At 65.5% G+C, this 18,481-nt stretch carries 18 protein-coding genes; 8 read left to right on the forward strand and 10 right to left on the reverse strand.

Going from position 1 to position 18,481, the window contains the following annotated elements:
- Positions 1 to 3 precede the first annotated feature (3 nt).
- The 4 genes from ACDK93_RS03110 to ACDK93_RS03125 are packed head-to-tail and all read left to right on the forward strand — an operon-like array spanning position 4 to position 3,696.
- A complete protein-coding gene (locus tag ACDK93_RS03110) occupies positions 4 to 1,575 on the forward strand; it encodes an alpha/beta hydrolase (RefSeq protein WP_458071128.1) in 1,572 nt (523 codons plus the stop codon).
- A gap of 11 nt (positions 1,576 to 1,586) precedes the next feature.
- Positions 1,587 to 1,760 (forward strand): hypothetical protein, encoded by a 174-nt coding sequence (locus ACDK93_RS03115; protein ID WP_458071129.1) that lies wholly within the window; start codon positions 1,587 to 1,589, stop codon positions 1,758 to 1,760.
- Positions 1,757 to 2,491 (forward strand): ABC transporter ATP-binding protein, encoded by a 735-nt coding sequence (locus ACDK93_RS03120; protein ID WP_458071130.1) that lies wholly within the window; start codon positions 1,757 to 1,759, stop codon positions 2,489 to 2,491. The genes ACDK93_RS03115 and ACDK93_RS03120 overlap by 4 nt, the downstream gene beginning before the upstream one ends.
- Positions 2,488 to 3,696 carry an ABC transporter permease gene (locus ACDK93_RS03125; protein ID WP_458071131.1) on the forward strand — a complete coding sequence of 403 codons (1,209 nt, stop codon included), beginning with the start codon at positions 2,488 to 2,490 and terminating at the stop codon, positions 3,694 to 3,696. Before ACDK93_RS03120 ends, ACDK93_RS03125 begins: the two co-directional genes overlap by 4 nt.
- An 18-nt stretch (positions 3,697 to 3,714) precedes the next feature.
- Here the strand turns inward: ACDK93_RS03125 and ACDK93_RS03130 are convergent, their stop codons facing one another.
- From ACDK93_RS03130 to ACDK93_RS03150, 5 genes are all read right to left on the reverse strand, one after another.
- On the reverse strand, positions 3,715 to 4,008 hold the full coding sequence (locus ACDK93_RS03130; RefSeq protein WP_458071132.1) for an EF-hand domain-containing protein: 294 nt from the start codon (positions 4,006 to 4,008) through the stop codon (positions 3,715 to 3,717).
- An 84-nt stretch (positions 4,009 to 4,092) separates the two neighbouring features.
- A complete protein-coding gene (folE, locus tag ACDK93_RS03135) occupies positions 4,093 to 4,692 on the reverse strand; it encodes a GTP cyclohydrolase I FolE (protein ID WP_458071133.1) in 600 nt (199 codons plus the stop codon).
- Positions 4,693 to 4,800: 108 nt separating this feature from the next.
- The gene (locus ACDK93_RS03140; RefSeq protein ID WP_458071134.1) at positions 4,801 to 5,379 is read right to left on the reverse strand and encodes an FUSC family protein; all 579 of its coding nucleotides are present in this window, start codon (positions 5,377 to 5,379) and stop codon (positions 4,801 to 4,803) included.
- The gene (locus tag ACDK93_RS03145) at positions 5,376 to 6,836 is read right to left on the reverse strand and encodes a DNA recombination protein RmuC (protein ID WP_458071135.1); all 1,461 of its coding nucleotides are present in this window, start codon (positions 6,834 to 6,836) and stop codon (positions 5,376 to 5,378) included. The genes ACDK93_RS03140 and ACDK93_RS03145 overlap by 4 nt, the downstream gene beginning before the upstream one ends.
- A gap of 45 nt (positions 6,837 to 6,881) precedes the next feature.
- Positions 6,882 to 8,012 carry a DNA topoisomerase IB gene (locus ACDK93_RS03150; RefSeq protein ID WP_458071136.1) on the reverse strand — a complete coding sequence of 377 codons (1,131 nt, stop codon included), beginning with the start codon at positions 8,010 to 8,012 and terminating at the stop codon, positions 6,882 to 6,884.
- A gap of 124 nt (positions 8,013 to 8,136) precedes the next feature.
- Between ACDK93_RS03150 and alaC the strand changes: the two genes are divergently transcribed.
- Entirely contained in the window at positions 8,137 to 9,435 is a 1,299-nt protein-coding gene (gene alaC, locus ACDK93_RS03155; RefSeq protein ID WP_458071137.1) for an alanine transaminase, read from the forward strand.
- A 27-nt stretch (positions 9,436 to 9,462) separates the two neighbouring features.
- On the opposite strand, the gene ACDK93_RS03160 is transcribed toward alaC, so the two are convergent.
- The 5 genes from ACDK93_RS03160 to ACDK93_RS03180 form a co-directional block, all read right to left on the reverse strand.
- Complete coding sequence (locus ACDK93_RS03160; RefSeq protein WP_458071138.1) at positions 9,463 to 10,872, reverse strand: MFS transporter; 1,410 nt, start codon at positions 10,870 to 10,872, stop codon at positions 9,463 to 9,465.
- Between the two features lie 63 nt (positions 10,873 to 10,935).
- The gene (locus tag ACDK93_RS03165) at positions 10,936 to 12,150 is read right to left on the reverse strand and encodes a class I SAM-dependent rRNA methyltransferase (protein WP_458071139.1); all 1,215 of its coding nucleotides are present in this window, start codon (positions 12,148 to 12,150) and stop codon (positions 10,936 to 10,938) included.
- 221 nt (positions 12,151 to 12,371) lie between these two features.
- Positions 12,372 to 12,770: an acyl-CoA thioesterase gene (locus ACDK93_RS03170; protein ID WP_218862379.1), complete on the reverse strand. Its 399-nt coding sequence runs from the start codon at positions 12,768 to 12,770 to the stop codon at positions 12,372 to 12,374.
- 80 nt (positions 12,771 to 12,850) lie between these two features.
- A complete protein-coding gene (locus ACDK93_RS03175) occupies positions 12,851 to 13,186 on the reverse strand; it encodes a VOC family protein (protein ID WP_458071140.1) in 336 nt (111 codons plus the stop codon).
- Positions 13,187 to 13,250: 64 nt separating this feature from the next.
- Positions 13,251 to 14,273, reverse strand: coding sequence for a LacI family DNA-binding transcriptional regulator (locus ACDK93_RS03180; protein WP_458071141.1), 1,023 nt, complete (start codon positions 14,271 to 14,273; stop codon positions 13,251 to 13,253).
- Between the two features lie 475 nt (positions 14,274 to 14,748).
- On the opposite strand from ACDK93_RS03180, the gene ACDK93_RS03185 reads away from it, so the two are divergent.
- The 3 genes from ACDK93_RS03185 to ACDK93_RS03195 are packed head-to-tail and all read left to right on the forward strand — an operon-like array spanning position 14,749 to position 18,460.
- Positions 14,749 to 16,344, forward strand: a complete 1,596-nt coding sequence (locus ACDK93_RS03185; RefSeq protein ID WP_458071142.1) for a sugar ABC transporter ATP-binding protein — start codon at positions 14,749 to 14,751, stop codon at positions 16,342 to 16,344.
- On the forward strand, positions 16,341 to 17,342 hold the full coding sequence (locus ACDK93_RS03190; RefSeq protein WP_458071143.1) for an ABC transporter permease: 1,002 nt from the start codon (positions 16,341 to 16,343) through the stop codon (positions 17,340 to 17,342). The genes ACDK93_RS03185 and ACDK93_RS03190 overlap by 4 nt, the downstream gene beginning before the upstream one ends.
- On the forward strand, positions 17,339 to 18,460 hold the full coding sequence (locus tag ACDK93_RS03195; protein ID WP_458071144.1) for an ABC transporter permease: 1,122 nt from the start codon (positions 17,339 to 17,341) through the stop codon (positions 18,458 to 18,460). The genes ACDK93_RS03190 and ACDK93_RS03195 overlap by 4 nt, the downstream gene beginning before the upstream one ends.
- Positions 18,461 to 18,481 lie beyond the last annotated feature (21 nt).

Raw genomic sequence — 18,481 nt, forward strand, 5'->3', positions numbered from 1 at the left:
GGCATGGCACTGAAAGGACGGTCGCTTTTTCGCATCGGTGTCGTTGTCGTGATTGCCGGGGTGCTCGCCTGGAATCACTTCCATGCGGAGAGCGGTTCGCCCGTCACCGAGCCGGTGCCAGCCGCATCGACAAGGAACGACGCGGCGCCGGCGAAACCGCGCACCTGGCGGCTCGGTTCGGTCACGCTCACCGCGTGCGAGCTCGGGCAGCCCAATAGCGGGCTCAGCACGGCGGCGTGGTGCGCCGACTTTCCCGTGCCGGAAAATCGCGACGACCCGCACGGCCGGATCATCAAGCTGAAACTCGCGGTGCTGCGCACCAGCGCGCAGGTGCCCAGTGCGGACATGCTGGTGTTTCTCGCCGGCGGTCCGGGACAGGCGGCGACCGCCGCGGCCAGCACCGTGGCCTCGGTGCTGCAGCCGCTGCGCGCGCATCGTAATGTGCTGCTGCTCGACCAGCGCGGTACCGGCGGCTCCAACGCGCTCACCTGCAGGGACTCCGACGAGATCACCGCCAAGGACGACGAGGACAGCGACGACCTCGGCAAGATCCGCAGCGCCGCCGCGGCCTGCCTCAAGCAGATCAGCCCGCGCGCCGACCCGCGCTACTACACCACCACGGTGGCCGCGCAGGATCTGGAGGATGTGCGCAAGGCGCTGGGCGCGCCGGCGTTCGACCTGATTGGCGTGTCCTACGGCACGCGGATGGCGCAGCAGTACCTGATGCATTACCCGGACGCGGTGCGCAGCGTAGTCCTGGACAGCAGCGTGCCCAATACGCTGGCCCTCGGCGAAAGCTTTGCGCAAACGCTGGACGAGGCGCTGAAGCTGCAGTTTGCGCGCTGCACCGCCGAGCTGGCGTGCAAGCAGCGCTTCGGTGATCCGGATCAGACGCTGTATCAGCTGCGCGATGCGCTGCGCGCCAACCCGCATCCGGTGAGCTTTCGCGATCCGGAAACCTACCGGTCGGTCAAGCGCGTGTTGAACGAAAGCTCGCTGGCCAGCGTCGTGCGCATGTTTGCCTACACGCCGCCGACCGCCGCGCTGCTGCCGATGTCGATCGACGCGGCCGCGCACGGCGACGTCGGCCCGCTGCTGGGTCAGGCCAAGATTCTCTCCGGCGATCTGTCCGAGCTGATGGGCAGCGGCATGCAGTACTCGGTGATCTGCAGCGAGGACGCCGACCTGCTGACGCCACGCCCGCAGGACGAGCAAACCATCCTCGGCACCAAGATGATCGATTCGCTGAAGGCGGTCTGTTCGGTCTGGCCCAGGGGCACGCGCCCGGCCAATTTCCACGAGCCGCTGAATACCGACAAACCCGTGCTGCTGCTGGCCGGCCAGTACGACCCGGTCACGCCGCCGCGCTATGCCGATGAGATTGCCAAGGGCCTGCCTAACGCACGCGTGCTGGTGCTGAAGGGCCAGGCGCACAGCGTCATGGCGGCCGGCTGCGCGCCCAAGCTGATCAAGCAGTTCGTCGAGAAGCTCGACCCCAAGGCGCTCGATGCGAGCTGTCTGGACCTGCTGCAGCCCACCCCGATTTTCATCGACTTCAACGGCTCGACGCCATGAGGAGCAGCGCCATGAAAAAAACCTATGTGATGGTGAATGCCATGCTGTGGGCCGCGGCGATACTCGCGGCCGCCGTGCTCAACGCGCCGCACTTCCTTTCCCTGATCCTGCTGCCGATGCTGGCAACGCTGTCGCAGCTTGCGATCGGCCCGCGCGCATGCCGCATCCGGAGCCACATCTCGTGATCGAAGTCAGGGATCTGCATAAAGCCTTTGGCGCGGTGAAAGCCGTGGATGGCGTCAGCTTCATGGCGCGCGATGGCGAAATCACCGGCCTGCTCGGCCCCAACGGCGCCGGCAAGACCACCACGCTGCGCATGCTGTACACGCTGATGACGCCGGACAGCGGCCAGGTGCTGGTCGATGGCATCGATGCCAGCGTCGATGCGCTGGCCGTGCGCCGGCAGCTCGGTGTGCTGCCCGACGCGCGCGGCCTTTACAAGCGGCTGACCGCGCGCGAGAACATCGATTATTTCGGACGGCTGCACGGCCTGCCGGAGGATCTTCTGAAAGCGCGACGCGAAGCGTTGATCCAGTCACTCGAGATGGGCGACATCGGCGATCGCCGCACCGAAGGTTTCTCGCAGGGTCAGCGGGTAAAAACGGCCATCGCCCGTGCGCTGGTACACGATCCGCGCAACGTGATACTCGACGAGCCGACCAACGGGCTGGACGTGATGGCCACGCGCGCGCTGCGCCAGTTCATGCAGCGGCTGAAAGAGGAGGGGCGCTGCGTGCTGTTCTCCAGCCACATCATGCAGGAGGTCGCCGCGCTGTGCGATCGCATCGTGGTGATCGCGCACGGCCATGTAGTGGCCGACGAGTCGCCCGATGCGCTGCGCGAACAAACCGGTGAAGCAAATCTGGAAGACGCCTTCGTCAAGATCATCGGCAGCGAAGAAGGGCTGGTCGCATGAATTCGCCACCGAAAATCGTCGTTCGGCGCAGCCGCGCGTTTCTCACCGTCTTCCTCAAAGAGGTGCGAGAAAATCTGCGCGATCGGCGCACCATGATCAGCGCGTTTCTCACCGGTCCCCTGCTGGGTCCGATCCTGTTCGTGATGCTGCTGAACGTCTCGCTCGGCCGCGAGCTGGACAAGGCCGACAAGCCGCTGCAGGTGCCGGTGATCGGTGCGCAGTACGCGCCCAATCTCATGGCTGCGCTGAAGGCCGGCGGCGTGGTCGCCGGCGCACCCCTGGCCGATCCTGAAACCGCCGTGCGCAAGCAGGATGCCGACGTGGTGCTGCGCCTGTCGCCCGATTACGGCAAGGCCTGGCGTGAGGGTCAGCCGGTGCAGATCGAGATGATCTACGACTCGTCACAACGCGATGCGAACAGTTCGGTCGAGCGCGTCAGTCAGCTGGTCGAAAGCTATGCGCGCCAGCAGGGTGCGATGCGGCTGGTCGCGCGCGGGCTCTCACCCAGCACGGCGTGGCCGCTGGTGGTGGCCAAGCGCGATCAGGCCACGCCGCAGTCGCGCGCGGTGCTGATGTTCGCGATGCTGCCGTACTTTTTCATCATCACCATTTTCATGGGCGGCATGTATCTGGCGATCGACCTCACCGCGGGCGAGCGCGAGCGGCAGTCGCTGGAGCCGCTGTTCGCCAACCCGGTGGCGCGCTGGAAAATCTTCCTGGGCAAGCTGGCGGCGATCTGCGTGTTCTCGACCGCCAGCCTGCTGATCACGCTGGTGGCGTTTGCCGTGGTGGGGCAATTCATTCCGGCGGAGAAGATCGGCATGGAGCTGGATCTGGGCGTGCATTTCGCCAGCCACGTGCTGCTGCTGATGCTGCCGATCCTGCTGCTGCTGGCCGCGCTGCAGTCGCTGGTGGCGGCGTTCGCCAAGAGCTATCGCGAGGCGCAGACGTATCTGTCGTTGCTGATGCTGGTGCCGGCGATTCCCAGCCTGGTGCTGGCCATTCTGCCGATCAAGGCCGAGCCGTGGATGTACGCCGTGCCTCTGCTGGGCCAGAACCTGGGCATCATGCAGCTGCTGCGGGGCGACGGCATGGAGCCGATGCAGGTCGTGTCATGCCTCGCCGGGAGCCTGCTGGCGGCGCTGCTCGCCGTGCTGGTGACCATGCAGCTGTATCGATCGGAAAGGCTGGCGATCTCGACGTGAGGCACATGGAACGATAGCTCAACCCGGCGGCTGCGCCAGCTCTTTCGCGCTGAGATAGCCGTCGTGGTTGCGGTCGAGCCGGTGAAACTGCCGGCGCAGATTGTCCTGAAACTCGCGCAGCGAAACAGGCCTGCCGCGCCCGCCCGGCAGCTCGCTGGACTCCAGGATGCCGTCGCCGTTCGTATCCATGCGCAGAAAGCTGCGGCTCATGTATTGGACGTATTCGGCTTCGCTGATTCTGCCGTCGCCGTTGGCGTCCATCAGCCGCAGATACTCGCGCGGCGTTTGTGGATAGTCTTGCGCGACGGCCATCGCGCCGGCTAGGAGCAGGGCTGCTGCTAAAACGCGCGCTGGCCGCGATAAGGATGGACGTCCAAACATCGCGGCAAAAAACATTCAGCGCACGCCGCGGTCGATGCCGATGAACTGCAGGAATTCCATGCGCGTGCGCGCGTCCTCGCGGAACGAGCCCAGCATCTGGCTGGTAATCATCGAGACGCCGCGCTTGTGCACGCCGCGCGTACTCATGCACTCGTGGCTGGCGTCGATCACCACGGCCACGCCGGCCGGATGCAGGTTTTCCTGGATGCAGTTGGCGATTTCCGCGGTGAGCTTTTCCTGCACCTGGAAGCGCCTGGCAAACCCATCGACCACGCGCGCCAGCTTGCTGATGCCGACCACGCGATTGGTCGGCAGATAGCCTACGTGCGCGCGGCCGATGATCGGCGCCATGTGGTGCTCGCAGTGGCTTTCGAATTCGATGTCGCGCAGCACCACCATCTCGTCGTAACCGGCCACCTCCTTGAAGGTGCGGCTGAGGTATTCGCCGGGGTCGGACGCATAACCGGCAAACCAGTCGCCATAGGCCTTGACCACGCGCTTGGGCGTGTCGAGCAGGCCCTCGCGCGTCGGGTCTTCACCGGCCCAGCGCAGCAGGGTGCGCACGGCTTCTTCGGCCTGCTCTCGGGTCACTTCGTTGGATGGCTGCGTGCTCATGGGAATCCTTGGTACTCAGGCAAGCCGGCGAGTTTAACGGTCCGGCGGCTTTGGCGATGGATTTGGATGCGGGCATAAAGCCGCAGTGCGAGCCTGCATGGTGCGCGTTTAACTTGAAGAAGTATCGGGCAGCAGCCGTCGTATCGCGGCGTCGTACGCGAACGTGACCAGCAGCGCGGCCAACGCACCCAGGGTTACTTCGCCCAGTCGCATCAGCGCGAACTGCAGAAACGATTCCTGATGCGGCACCAGCATGATGATGGTGGTGGTGATGCCGCTGATGCGCCCGGCCGCGCCGAGATTGGCGATCCAGCACAGCATGGTGCCCAGCATCACGGCCAGCACATAGGCCCCGTAGTGATCGTGCCCGAGCAGCGCGGCGCCCAGTCCGATCAGGCCGCCGAACATCGCGCCGATGAACTGGTCGCGCGACGAGTTGCGTACTTCGGCAAAGCTGCTCTGGGTCACCGAGATGGCGGTGATCGCGGCCCAGAAACCCGGCTGCAGGCCGAGCAACTGCGCGCTGAAATATCCCAGGCTTGCCGCTGCGGCCACGCGCACCGCCTGGGCCAGGCCGACCAGCAGCCGTTCGCGCTGCGGCAGCGTCCTGCGCAATCGCTCCAGCTCGGCGGCGAGCCGCCCGAGCCGCCGATGGTGTTTGATCAGCGGACCGTGCGGATGCCTCATGCGCCGGTGTCGTCGTCCGTGTCGGACGCGCGATCATCGGCGTCTTCGATGAGCGTGTCGCCGAGCAGGCCTGCCGTATCGGTGACTGACAGCGTTTCGACCTCGCGCAGCTTGCGTTCGATCACGCGCGTGCGCTGGCCGGCGCTGTCGATGCTGTTGCGCACGGTGTCCAGCTGCTTGCGGGTTTTTTCCAGCACCACGCCGAATTTGCCGAACTCGGTTTTCACGGCGCCGAGGATCTTCCACACCTCGCTGCTGCGCTTGGCGATCGCCAGCGTGCGGAAACCCATCTGCAGGCTGTTGAGCAGGGCGCTCAGCGTGGTCGGCCCGGCTACGGTAACGCGATGATCGCGCTGCAGGCTTTCGAACAGGCCGGGGCGACGGATCACTTCGGCGTAGAGGCCTTCGGTGGGCAGATACAGCACGGCGAAATCGGTGGTATGCGGCGGCGACACGTATTTGGCCTGGATGCGCTTGGCCTCGTCGCGTACGCGATTTTCCAGCGCGCGGCCGGCGGCGTTGGCCGCGTCGATGTCCGCCGCCTCCTGCGCGTCGAGCAGGCGCTGGTAATCCTCGACCGGAAACTTCGCGTCGATCGGCAGGTAGACGTGTTCGCCTTCTTCCTGACCCGGCATGCGGATGGCGAATTCGACGCGGTCGTTGGTGCCGGGCACGGTGATGACGTTGGAGGCGTACTGCTCGGCCGTGAGCATGTCTTCGAGCAGCGCACCGAGCTGCACTTCGCCAAAGGTGCCGCGTTTCTTGACGTTGGTCAGCACGCGCTTCAGATCGCCCACGCCGATGGCCAGGTTCTGCATTTCGCCCAGCCCGCGCTGTACGGCTTCGAGACGATCGGAGACCAGCTTGAACGACTGGCCCAGCCGCGTTTCCAGCGTGGACTGCAGCTTTTCGTCCACGGTGGCGCGCATCTGTTCGAGCTTGGCCGCGTTGTCCTGCTGGATCGCACTGAGCTTAGCTTCCAGCGTGGCGCGCACTTCGCCCATGCGCTTTTCGTTGTCGGCGGTGAGCGCGGCCAGGCGCAGCTGCTGCTGTTCGCCGAAGTGGTTCAGCGCCAGGGTGAGCTCTTCGCGGCTCTTGCGCGCGTCTTCGGCCAGCCGCAGCGCCAGCGACTGCAGGCCGGCATCCGTGCGCTCGGTCAGCAGGTTGAGGCGCTGGCCGAAATCGTCGATGCGTGCGAGCTGCTGCTGGCTCATGCCGCCAAGCTGTTCGCCGACGTGGCCGCGAAAGCGGTCGAAGCCCTGCTGCAACTCGTCGCGCCCGGCGCGCTGCTCTTCGCGCAGCGTGCGCTGCAGGCGTTCGCCGTCGTCCTTGAGCGCATCCAGGCGTATGTGCAGGCCGGCGTCCTCACGGCCGCGGCGCAGCGCGAGAACCTGCAGCACGAGCACGATCAGCACGGCGACGAGGAGAACGATCAGCAGTATTTCAACAGCAGGCATGGGGCATTCCGCGCAAGACCAGCCCTCAGTTTACGCGCTGGCGACTCATCCGCTGCGACGGCCGCCGGCTCTCAGTCGACGACGCAGATAGCGCAGGGTCAGCGTTTCGAGCTGACGCGCGTGCTGGCCGGCTGTGGGCGGGATGACGCGCTGCAGGCTGCCGTCCTGCCAGCCCTCGATGATCAGCGGATGGATGTAGGACGCGCGACACACTGCCGGCGTGTTGCCCAGCGTGGTGGCAACCTCCTTGATCGCTGCGGCCAGCGCCGAGCGCATCGCGCGATCGCCGCCTTTTTCCGGCAGCGGCGTGCGCGCCAGCACGCCGGCCGCCTGCACCGTGCCGCCCCAGGTGCGGAAATCCTTGGCGGTGAATTCGCCGCCGGTCGTGTGACGCAGATAGTCGTTGACCATCCCCGAATCCACCGGCTGGCGTTTGCCCTGTTCGTCCAGATACTGGAACAGGCGCTGCCCCGGCAGCTGTTGCAAGGTATGGATGATTTTCGCCAGCCGCCTGTCGTCCAGTTCGAGTTCGCGCTGCTGGCCGCTCTTGCCGCGAAAATCGAAGCGCAGCCGGCCGCGCTGCAGCTGCACATGGCGCGAACGCAGCGTGGTCAGGCCGAAACTCTTGTTGTCACGCGCATAGCGATCGTTGCCGATGCGGATCAGCGTTTCGTCGAGCAGCCGCACGATCAGCGCCAGCACTTTTTCCTCGGGCAGACCGTGTTGGGCGAGGTCGCTGCGCACGCGTCGGCGCAGCTTCGGCAGCACGTCGCCGAAGGCGAGCACGCGGTCGAACTTGCCGTGGTCGCGCATTTCGCGCCAGCGCTCGTGATAGCGGTACTGCTTGCGCGCGCGCGCATCGCGGCCGGTGGCCTGCAGGTGGCCGTTGGGGTTGGTGCATATCCACACATCGACGTAGGCCGGCGGGATCGCCAGTGCGCGGATGCGCGTCAGCACCTCTTCGTCGGTGATGCGCAAACCTTTCGCATCGAGATAACCAAAGCCCTTGCCGCGACGCTTGCGCACGATGCCGGGCTGATCGTCGCTGACGTAGCGCAGGCCGGCGGCGCGCACGGCGTTGCGCAGGATCGGGTCGACTTCAAGGGGGACTTTGGGGATGGATGAAGGCTGGCTCATGCCGGCAGTGTCGACATGCGCGGTCAAGCTGGCGTGCACGGGCTATCGACAGCGCACGCCCCGGCGGATTATCGTCGAGCCAGGAGCGGCGCCGACATCAGCGGTCGGCAACGCTCCGACGTCGCTCGGACGGTTCCGGGCGCTTACGTACAACGAGGCTGTCATGACCGAGCAGGTTGATCCATCCGTTTCTGCGTCAACTATTTCTGCGTCGACTGCATCTACGCCGCGGCCTGAATCGAGGCGATTCGAGCGCATCGAACGTCTTCCCCCATACGTCTTCAACATCACCGCCGAGCTGAAGATGGCGGCGCGTCGCCGCGGCGAGGACATTGTCGACCTCAGCATGGGCAACCCCGATGGCGCCACGCCGCCGCATATCGTGGAGAAGCTGTGCACGGTGGCGCAGCGGCCGGATACGCACGGCTACTCGACCTCCAAGGGCATACCGCGCCTGCGTCGCGCGATTGCGCGCTGGTATGGCGAGCGCTACGACGTGGACATCGATCCGGACAGCGAGGCCATCGTCACCATCGGCTCGAAGGAAGGCCTGGCGCACCTGATGCTGGCCACGCTGGACCGCGGCGACACCGTGCTGGTGCCCAATCCCAGCTACCCGATCCACATCTATGGCGCGGTGATTGCCGGCGCGCAGATCCGTTCGATTCCGATGGCGCCGGGCATCGATTTTTTCGCCGAGCTCGAGCGCGGCATTCGCGAGAGCATTCCCAAGCCGAAGATGATGATTCTCGGCTTTCCGTCGAATCCCACCGCGCAGTGCGTGGAGCTGGATTTCTTCGAGCGCGTGGTCGCGCTGGCCAAGCAGTACGACGTGCTGGTGGTGCACGACCTGGCCTATGCCGACATCGTCTACGACGGCTGGAAGGCCCCGTCGATCATGCAGGTGCCGGGCGCCAAGGACATCGCGGTGGAGTTTTTCACGTTGTCCAAGAGCTACAACATGGCCGGCTGGCGGATCGGTTTCATGGTCGGCAACGCCGAGTTGGTCAACGCGCTGGCGCGGATCAAGAGCTATCACGACTACGGCACGTTTACGCCGCTGCAGGTCGCCGCCATCGCCGCGCTGGAGGGAGACCAGCAGTGCGTGCGCGATATCGCCGCCAACTATCAGCAGCGTCGCGACGTGCTGGTCAAGGGCCTGCATGAAATCGGCTGGATGGTCGAGGTGCCGAAGGCCTCGATGTACGTCTGGGCAAAAATACCCGCGTCGTACGGCGGCATGGATTCGCTGTCGTTCGCCAAGAAGCTGCTGGCCGAGGCCAAGGTATCGGTGTCGCCGGGCATCGGTTTTGGCGAATACGGCGACGACTACGTCCGCTTCGCCCTGATCGAAAACCAGGATCGCATCCGCCAGGCGCTGCGCGGCATCAAGGCGATGTTTCGGGCCGACGGTTTGTTGCCCGCGTCCGTGCCGAAAGCGAAGGTTTCACCGCCGCTCTGAAGGAAGCCGCCAGCGAGGCGCGTCTTCTCAAATATGCGTCTCGCTGCTGACCGAATCGTTCGGCCGCGCCGCCTGGCGTCGAATGCCGAACCACACGACCACGGCTGCCGTGGCGAGCAGCGCGCTCGAAAGCCAGGCGGCCCGATGCATGCCGGGCACGATGCGGCCATCGCCGCCGGTGACCAGCGCGCCGAACGCCGCCACGCCGATGGCGCCGCCGGCCTGCCGAGCGGCGTTGAGCACGGCCGAGGCGGTGCCGGAAAACGTTTTTTCGACGCTGGCCAGGATCGCCGTGGTCATCGCCGGCACGCCCAGGCCCATGCCGCTGGGAATCAATAAGAAAGGGGCCAGCATCGCCAGGTAGCTGCTGTGCGCATCGAGCCGCGTCAGCAGCGCAAAGCCGGACGCACCGATCGTCGCGCCCAGCAGCATCGGCAGACGGCTGCCGTAGTGGCCGGCCATCCAGCCGCTGATCAGGTTGGCGACGGCGAACGTGGCGGTCAGCGGCAGAAAGGCCAGCCCCGCCTGCGTGGCGGTGTAGCGGCACACGTGCTGCAGATACAGGCTGATGATGAAGATCAGCCCGTAGTAGGTCAGGTTTACCGAGATGCCGAACATCACCGCCGGGCTGAAATTCGGCAGGCGAAAAAAGCGCAGCGGCAGCATCGGCTGGGACACGCGCGACTCCACCCGCACGAACAGCAGCGCGCACGCCACGGCCAGCGCCAGGCCGGTGAGCACCAGCGGATGCGTGACGCCGAGCGGTCCGATTTCGATCACCGCCGCGGTAAGGCAGGTGAGCGCGGCGATCGCCAGCAGCTGGCCGCGCAGGTCCAGATGCTGCTGCGGCTTGCGCGGCGTTTCCGCAACGCGCAGGGTGATCGCCATGCCGAGCGCGCACAGCGGCAGGTTGACGAAAAAGATGCTGCGCCAGCCCAGCCACCCCAGCAGCACGCCGCCGACGATCGGACCGGCGGCGATCGATATGCCGGCCGCGGCCGTCCAGAAGCCGATCGCCTTGGCGCGCAGTTTGGTGTCGTGCGCGCAGGCATGATTGATCAGCGCCAGCGACGGCGGTACCAGCAGCGCAGCGCCAATGCCCTGCACCGCGCGCGCGGCGATCAGCTCGGCAGCGGTTTGTGCCGCGCCACACGCGGCCGAGGCCAGCGCGAAGCCGGCCAGGCCGATCAGATAGGCGCGTTTGGCGCCCAGCCGGTCGCCCATCACGCCGGCCGACAGCAGCAGCACGGCAAAGACCAGGCTGTACGCGTCCACCACCCACTGCAGGCCGGGCACGCTGGCGGCCAGATCAACACTCAGCCGCGGCAGCGCCACGTTGACGATGGTGACGTCCAGCTGCACCACGGCAAAGCCGAAGCTGGCCGCGACGATGGTCCAGGCGATCGATGTCGGCCTGGCGGTGGCGAGGGTGTTCACAGTGCCGTTTCCAGAAAAGTTCATGTCGCTGCGCCGTGTTCCATCAATCCGTTTTGCGCGTGCTCAAAGGACCTTGCAGAACACCGCCTTGAGGTAACGCCCTTCCGGTACGTCGGTGCGGAATGGATGATCGGCACCGGCCCCGCGCACGTCCAGAATCTGGATTTCGCGCCCCGCGTTCAGCGCCACGCGGCGCAGCATCTCCAGAAAATCCGCTTCGCTGACCAGGCCCGTGCACGAGCACGTGAGCAGGATGCCGCCGGGCGCGATCGCGTCGAGCGCCATGCGGTTCATCGCGAAATATTTTTTCAGCGCCTCGAACACCTTGCTGCGGTCGCGCGTAAGTTTGGCCGGATCGAGAATCACTGCGTCGAATTGCTCGCCGCGCGCCACGGCCGCGCGCACCCAGTCGAAGATATCGGCCTGCTCGAAATTCACCGTCACGTTGTTGGCCGCGGCGTTGGCGCGGGCGATCTCCAGAATGCCGGCATCCAGATCGACGCCGGTGGCCGTCAGCGCCCCGGCCGCCATCGCGTGCACGGCGAAGCCGCCGGCGTTGCAGCACAGATCGAGCACACGCTTGCCGCGCGCCAGCTCGGCAAAGCGGCGGCGGTTGTCGCGCTGATCGGCGAAGAAGCCTGTCTTGTGGCCGGAGCCCGGCGCCGCGTGAAAGCGCAGCTCGTGCTCGTGCACCTGCACGGCCTCGGGCACGTCGCCGCTGCGGCAGTCGAACGACTCCTGCTTCTGCACGTGCGATTCGGCAAACCAGTACAGCCGCGCGCCGGGGAAATGGGTGAGCAGCGCGGCGTGGATCGCCTCGCGGAAGCGCCACATGCCGGCGGCGAAATATTCGATCACCAGAATATCGGCATAGCGATCGACGATCAGCCCGGAAAGGCCGTCGCCCTCGCTGTGCACCACGCGCCAGGCGTCGCTGACGTGATCGATCTGCAGCAGCTCGCGCCGCAGCTGGACCGCGCTGTCGATGCGTTTGGCGATCCACTGGGCATCGATCGCCTCGGCTTCGTTGTTGCTCAGCAGGCGCAGCGCGATGCGCGCATGGCCGTTCCAGAAACCGCGGCCGACGAAGCGGCCCTTGGCGTCGTGCACCTCGACCACGGTACCCGGCGGCAGCCGTGCCTCGGGCTTGTACAGCTGGGCCGACCACACCCACGGATGACCGGGATTGCGGTCGGACTTCAGGCGGATGACGGGAAGTGCGTTGGCCGCCGAAGCGGTGGGGGAGGGCGTGGATTCGGCAGGCGAGGGCGTATTCATGCACGCATGATAGCGTGCGGCGTCCCGATCACCGGTTTGGGCAGCGTTCTACGCCGCCTAGGAGCCTGTCGGGCTTTGGCGGTCGAGGCGAAAATCTGGCTATGCGAGGACAGATTTTTGGCGATTCGCCGGCCCATAGTAGTGCTATGGGCCAAGAGTCGACGGAAATAGGGACCGCATGGCCGGATTTGCAGCCCGGCCAGCTAAAGTCCGACAGGCTCCTAGGGATCGCTGTTGTCGAGCGTCGGCTTGGTGCGGCCATGCGGCAGCGGCTGATCGTCCGGGCTCATGTTGACGAACACGATCTCGTCGATGGTGAGGATGCTTTTATGCGTCACCATGTTGCGCACTTCGCAGCGCAGCGTGATCGAGGTGCGGCCGAAGCGGGTGGCGTTGATGCCCAGCTCGATCACGTCGCCCTGGCGCGCCGAGCTGACGAAATTGATTTCCGACATGTACTTGGTCACCACGCGACTGTTGCCGAGCTGGCCGATCACGTATACCGCCGCTTCTTCGTCGATCCAGCGCAGCAGGCTGCCGCCGAACAAGGTGCCGTTGGGATTGAGGTCTTCGGGCTTCACCCATTTGCGGGTGCGGAAATTCATCGGCAACAGGTCCATCGCGTATCCAGCAGCGGCGTCGGTTGACCTCAGCTTAGCGATTTGCCACGCACGGCGTCGCCGCGCTCTGCTTGCTGCATTCAATCGGCCTGTAGCACGGCCAGCTCGTTGCCGTTAGGGTCTGCAAAATGAAAGCGCCGCCCGCCGGGAAAGCCGAAGCTGGGTTTGACAATGGTGCCGCCAGCGGCCGTCACTGCCACCAGCGCGGCTTCCAGATCGTCCACCGCGATCACCGGCAGCGGCGCGCGCGGCGCCTCGGTCATATCACCCTGCAAGCCCACGTCTACATCGCCGGTCATGGTGCAGGCGTAGCTCGGTCCGAAGTCGGTCAGCGCCCACCCAAAGGCGTTCGCGTAGAACTGTTTGGAGGCGCCGATGTCGGCGGCGGGAAGCTCGATAAAGCAGGGTCGGGCCATCGGCATATCTCGGTGGGTTGGGAAACATCAGCGTGGCTGATTTGTAGTGTGCAGTCCGAGGGCTTTAAGTGCTTTGTCGCGTGACCAGCTCGAAAGACACATCGACGCGCCGCCGCCGCGGGGAGCGGCCTGCGAGTCTGTCGAACAGCTGCTGCGCGGCGATCCGTCCGATTTCCACACGGGGTGAGACGATCGTCGTCAGCGCGGGCCTGACCAGTTCGGCCAGCCCGAGGCCGTTGAAGCCGGCTATCGCGACACGGCCCGGTATCGCAATGCCGTCGCGCTGCGCGCGCAGGATCGCGCCCACGGCCAAATCGTCGTTGGCGAAAAAGATCGCGTCGACGTCGGGCTGCGTGGCCAACACATCGATCAGGGCGGGTCCGCCGACCTGCACGTGCGACGTCTGCTCCACCACAACGGGGGGGCGGCGCGCCAACCCGGCCTTGGCAAGCACGCGGTCCATGCCTTTATAGCGCTGCCACGCGCGGTAATCGGCGGCGAGCTGGCAGCCGACAAAAACGATCTGCTTATAGCCTCGCTCGATCAGATGCTTCGCCATGGCTTCGCCCGCCTGGTAGTGCGACAGGCCGACGTTCATGTCGATCGGGTGCGCGCCGTACTCCATGACTTCGACTACCGGTTTGCCATAGCGCTTGAGCAGCGTGTGGGTACGCTCAAGATGCTTCATGCCGGCGATGATGAGGCCGGGCGGTGACCAGCCGAGGAACGTGGATACCAGCGCGCACTCCTGCTCGAGGTCGTAGTCGGTGTTGCCCAGCATCAGCTGGTAGCCGGTCTTCTGCGCAACCTCCTGGATGCCGGCCACCACCTCGACGAAAACCGTATTGGACAGCGAGGGCACGATCACCGGGATCACGTTGGACCCGGCGGATGCCAGGGCGCCGGCGACGTGATTCTGCACATAGCCAAGCTGCTCCACGGCGCGGTCGATTTTTTCGCGCAGCTTGTCGGACACCGAATCCGGCTTGTTCAGCGCGCGCGATACGGTGATCGGTGAGACGCCGGCCAGCGCCGCCACGTGTTTCAGCGTGATCGTGCCATCCGTGGTCAACTTCGCAGTGCGCATGAATTCTCCGGAAAGTGCCCGGCAGCATCCGCGGCAGGGCAGCCAGCGCTAGCGCGCCTGTTGACCACGCTATCCAAAGCGCGTCCGCGCAGATGATTGCGCAACGGCGCCAGGGATTCCAGTTCGCTGCGGCTGATCACGTTGCGACCGGCTTCGGCCCCGGCCTGCGCGAAATCCGCGACAAGGCTCGCCACGGGCGTCCGCTCGGTGCGCCCAAGGTGGAAAAATCTCCCGATGACCGTGATGCGGTGCAATAGCAAGGTCGGTAGGCTGATGCGGTGAGGCGTGCGGCGCGTCCGCGGCTTGTCCTTGACCGCGCCAGGCGTCGCAGATCAGCGGTTTTTGACGCGCTGCATGATCGAAAGTTTGTCGCACTCGAGGCAAAATGATTGCGCTACCATTTTTGCTCGCCTATAGTCCGGCTCGCCCTGACAAGCCCTGCAACGCGCAGGCTGACCGAGGAGGCGCCGACGCCATGTCTGCTGTATTGCAAGCCATCGACAGTCCATCCATCGCTCGGCTGCAGCCGCACGATGACGCCATCGTGCTCGGCGCACATGGCATCACCAAACGCTTCGGGCCGGTCGAGGTACTGCGCGGCATCGATCTGACGCTCAAGCCCGGCCGCGTGCTCACCCTGATGGGCGAGAACGGCGCCGGCAAATCAACCATGTTCAAGGTGCTAGCCGGTCAGCTTCAGCCGAGCGAGGGCGAGCTGAAGTTGAACGGCGAGCCGCTGCGTCTGGCGTCACCGCACGCCGCGCATGCGCACCGTATTCATCTGGTGCCGCAGGAGCCGCTGCTGATGGCGGAGCTGAGCGTTGCCGAGACGATGTTTGTCGGGCGCCTGCCGATGACCGGTCGACTGCTGCGACGGGTCGACTGGGTCGACGTGCGCCGGCGTGCTCGCGCCGTGCTGGATCTGCTGGAGCTGGACATCGACATCGACTGCTGCGCGCGCACGCTCAGCATCGCGCAGCTGCAGCTGGTGGAGTGCGCCAAGGCCTTGCTGCACGACTGCCGCGTGATCCTGTTCGACGAGCCGACCTCGCCGCTGACCTCGCACGAGGTGGACAAGCTTTTTGCGATCATGCGCCGGCTGGCTGCGCAGAACTGCACGCTGAGTTTCATCAGCCATCGCACCGAAGAAGTGATGGAGATCAGCGACGACATCGCCGTGCTGCGCGACGGCCGCCTGGTAGATCAGGCCGAGCGCGGCGCGTTCGATCGCGCGCGCCTGCTGTCGCAGATGGTCGGCCGCGAGATGCGCGACGTGCCGCGCCGCGCGTGCTGCTCGAAGGCCGCGGAGACCCTGCTGCAGGTCGACAAGCTGAGCGTGCGCGGTCTGTTCAAGGACATCGATTTCACCCTGCATCGTGGGGAAATCCTCGGTCTGGCCGGGCTCGTGGGTGCCGGGCGTACCGAAATCGCGGAAACGATTTTCGGCATCCGCCGTCCGGACAGCGGCGAGGTCAGTCTCGCTGACGAGCGGATCACCGGTGTGAGCTGCCATCAGCTCATCCGCAAGGGTCTGGTGTACGTGCCTGAAGATCGCGGCCGGCACGGCGCGGTGCTGTCGATGACGATCACGCAGAACATCACCTCCGGCCTGCTCGACCGCGTGCGCCAGCCTGCCGGTCTGCTCAGCGCCGCCGATGAAAACGAGATCGGGGCGAAGGCCGTGCGCGACCTGCGCATTCGCTGCGCCGGGCTCGACCAGCCGCTGCGCGAACTGTCCGGCGGCAACCAGCAGAAAGTGGTGTTCGGCAAATGGATGGCGACCGGTCCGCGCGTTGCGATTCTGGATGAGCCGACCCGCGGCGTCGATGTGGGCGCCAAGGAAGAAATTTACGAGCTGATCGATCAGATGGCCAAGGCCGGCATGGCCGTGCTGGTGATTTCGTCGGAGACCGAAGAGTTGGTGCGACTGTGCGATCGCGTGCTGTCGATCTACGAGGGGCAGATCGTAGGCGAGTTGTGTGGCGATGCCATCACGCCATCCGCCGTCAGTGCGTCGTATCTAGGTACGGCGGAAGTTTCCGCCTCCGTGAAAGAGGCCTCACTCGCATGAGTGCCGTCGTCGCATCGTCGATCAAGCACAGCGGCCCGGTGCGGCTGCCGAAGATCGCCATGGGCCGCGAGTTGATTCTCACCGTGGCCACACTACTGGTGGTCGGCGTGGTGGGCGCGCTCAATCACGATTTCATCGGTGCGCAGAACCTGCGTTTCATCCTGCTCAATTCCGTGGTGCTGTCGCTGGTGGCGCTGGGGCAGACGCTGGTGATCGCGATGCGCGGTATCGATCTGTCCGTGGCACCGCTGCTCGGGTTGGCGGCCATGGTTTGCGGGCTGCTGGCGCAGTCGCACGGGCTGCCGCTGAGCTATGCGGTGCTGCTGTGCGTCGCCATCGGTCTGGTGCTCGGCACGCTCAACGGAGTGCTGGTGGCCACGCTGAAGATTCCGCCCATCGTGGTGACGCTGGGGACCTACAGCCTCTACAGCGGCCTGACCTTTCTGTATTCCGACGGCACGCAGGTAGACTCGGTTCCGCCGGCGTATGCGGCATTCGGCAACGGCCACCTGTTCGACTGGCTGCCGCTGCCAACCCCGGTGCTGGTCTTGCTGGTGGTGCTGGCGCTGTGCTGGTTTCTGCTGCGGCATACGCGCTTCGGCCGGTCGATTCTCGCGGTGGGCAACAACGACGCCGCGGCTTATCACGCAGGCCTGCCGGTCAAGTGGGTGCGCGTGCGTGTGTATGCCATTTCCGGTGTGCTGGCGTGCTTCGCCGGGCTGATGTTTCTCTGCTACACCGGTTCGGCAACGGTCACGGCGGGCACCGGTGATCACATCGAACTGCAGTCGATCGCGGTGGCCCTGGTCGGAGGCACTGCGATTGCCGGCGGCCGCGGCAATCTGGTCGGCACGGTGCTGGGCAGTTTGTTTCTCAGCGTGGTGTTGACTGCGCTGGTGTTTCTGCACGTGCCGCCGATCTGGTACTCGGCGGGCGAGGGTCTGATGATCCTGGCTGCGGTGCAGGGCGGCTTTGGTCGACGGAGTGCGACGCAGTGAACGCATCGATTCGCACGGCGTCGCTGCAGAAAGCCGGCCGGCTCGACAGCACCGTTTCCGACAATGCCTCGAGCAACGCCGTGACGCCGTTCAACCGCCGGCGCCTGCTGCCGATCGGTGGCTGGGAAGCGGCGCTGCTGCTTCTGCTGTTGGCGGTGATTGCCGGGTTCGGCATGAAGGTGCCGGGTTTTTTGGACAGCACCTCGGGACTGCTGGCGCTGACGGAAAATTTTTTGCCGTTCGGCCTGGTCGCGCTGGGCCTTTCGCTGGTGATCTTTACCGGCGGTATCGATCTGTCGGTCGGCGCCACGGCCAGCCTCGCCGCGGTGGTGGCGGCGCAGATATGGAGCACCTGGGGCGTCAATATCTGGCTGGCTTCTGCGATCGGCGTGCTGATCGGTGGCGTGCTGGGTGCGGTCAACGCGCTGGTGATCATCCGGCTGCGGGTCGAGCCGCTGATCGCCACGCTGGCGACGAGTTTCATCTACGGCAGCATGGCGGTCGCGATCGCCGGCGACTCGCCGCCGTCTGGATTTCCCGATGCGTTCAATAATCTCGGCGCTGGCGCGATGGCCATCAGCGCATCGTTTCAGCTGCCTTATCAGATCCTGCTGTTCGCCGGCCTGGCGCTGTTGTTCTGGCTGCTGGTGGCGCGCAGCGCGTTCGGCCGCAAGCTGGTGACGGTGGGCTATAGCGCAGAAGCGGCACGCTACTCGGGCATTCGCGTCAACCGGATTCTGGTGACGGCCTATGTGCTCAGCGGTGCGATGGCCAGCATCGCCGGCCTGGTGCTTGCCGCGTATTACAGCGCCGTGCGGCCGGACATGGGCGATGTGCTGCTGCTGACCACGATCACGATGGTGGTGCTCGGCGGCGTCAGCATCTTTGGCGGCGAAGGGAATCTGCTGGGCGTGATTCTGGCCGTGCTGCTGCTCGGCTTTCTGCGGCAGGGCATGCTGATCGCCGGCTTCTCCGACATGGTCACGACGATGCTGACCGGCGCGATCCTGATCGTTTCGATCGCCGTGAAAAATCTTTTCGACACCCGCGGCCTCAGCCTCGGTACCCGAATCCGGGCGCTGTTCAAGCGCTCGATATCGCCCGGCCATGCGTCGTGATTCCACGACTGCACAACGGGT

This window comes from Rhodanobacter sp. BL-MT-08, from assembly GCF_054161255.1.

Coding starts and splice junctions, on each gene's coding strand:
- ACDK93_RS03110 (WP_458071128.1), top strand. CDS start 4: ATGGCACTGAAAGGACGGTCGCTTTTTCGCATCGGTGTCGTTGTCGTG.
- ACDK93_RS03115 (WP_458071129.1), top strand. CDS start 1,587: ATGAAAAAAACCTATGTGATGGTGAATGCCATGCTGTGGGCCGCGGCG.
- ACDK93_RS03125 (WP_458071131.1), top strand. CDS start 2,488: ATGAATTCGCCACCGAAAATCGTCGTTCGGCGCAGCCGCGCGTTTCTC.
- ACDK93_RS03130 (WP_458071132.1), bottom strand. CDS start 4,008: ATGGCCGTCGCGCAAGACTATCCACAAACGCCGCGCGAGTATCTGCGG.
- folE (WP_458071133.1), bottom strand. CDS start 4,692: ATGAGCACGCAGCCATCCAACGAAGTGACCCGAGAGCAGGCCGAAGAA.
- ACDK93_RS03140 (WP_458071134.1), bottom strand. CDS start 5,379: ATGAGGCATCCGCACGGTCCGCTGATCAAACACCATCGGCGGCTCGGG.
- ACDK93_RS03145 (WP_458071135.1), bottom strand. CDS start 6,836: ATGCCTGCTGTTGAAATACTGCTGATCGTTCTCCTCGTCGCCGTGCTG.
- alaC (WP_458071137.1), top strand. CDS start 8,137: ATGACCGAGCAGGTTGATCCATCCGTTTCTGCGTCAACTATTTCTGCG.
- ACDK93_RS03165 (WP_458071139.1), bottom strand. CDS start 12,150: ATGAATACGCCCTCGCCTGCCGAATCCACGCCCTCCCCCACCGCTTCG.
- ACDK93_RS03170 (WP_218862379.1), bottom strand. CDS start 12,770: ATGGACCTGTTGCCGATGAATTTCCGCACCCGCAAATGGGTGAAGCCC.
- ACDK93_RS03175 (WP_458071140.1), bottom strand. CDS start 13,186: ATGGCCCGACCCTGCTTTATCGAGCTTCCCGCCGCCGACATCGGCGCC.
- ACDK93_RS03180 (WP_458071141.1), bottom strand. CDS start 14,273: ATGCGCACTGCGAAGTTGACCACGGATGGCACGATCACGCTGAAACAC.
- ACDK93_RS03185 (WP_458071142.1), top strand. CDS start 14,749: ATGTCTGCTGTATTGCAAGCCATCGACAGTCCATCCATCGCTCGGCTG.
- ACDK93_RS03190 (WP_458071143.1), top strand. CDS start 16,341: ATGAGTGCCGTCGTCGCATCGTCGATCAAGCACAGCGGCCCGGTGCGG.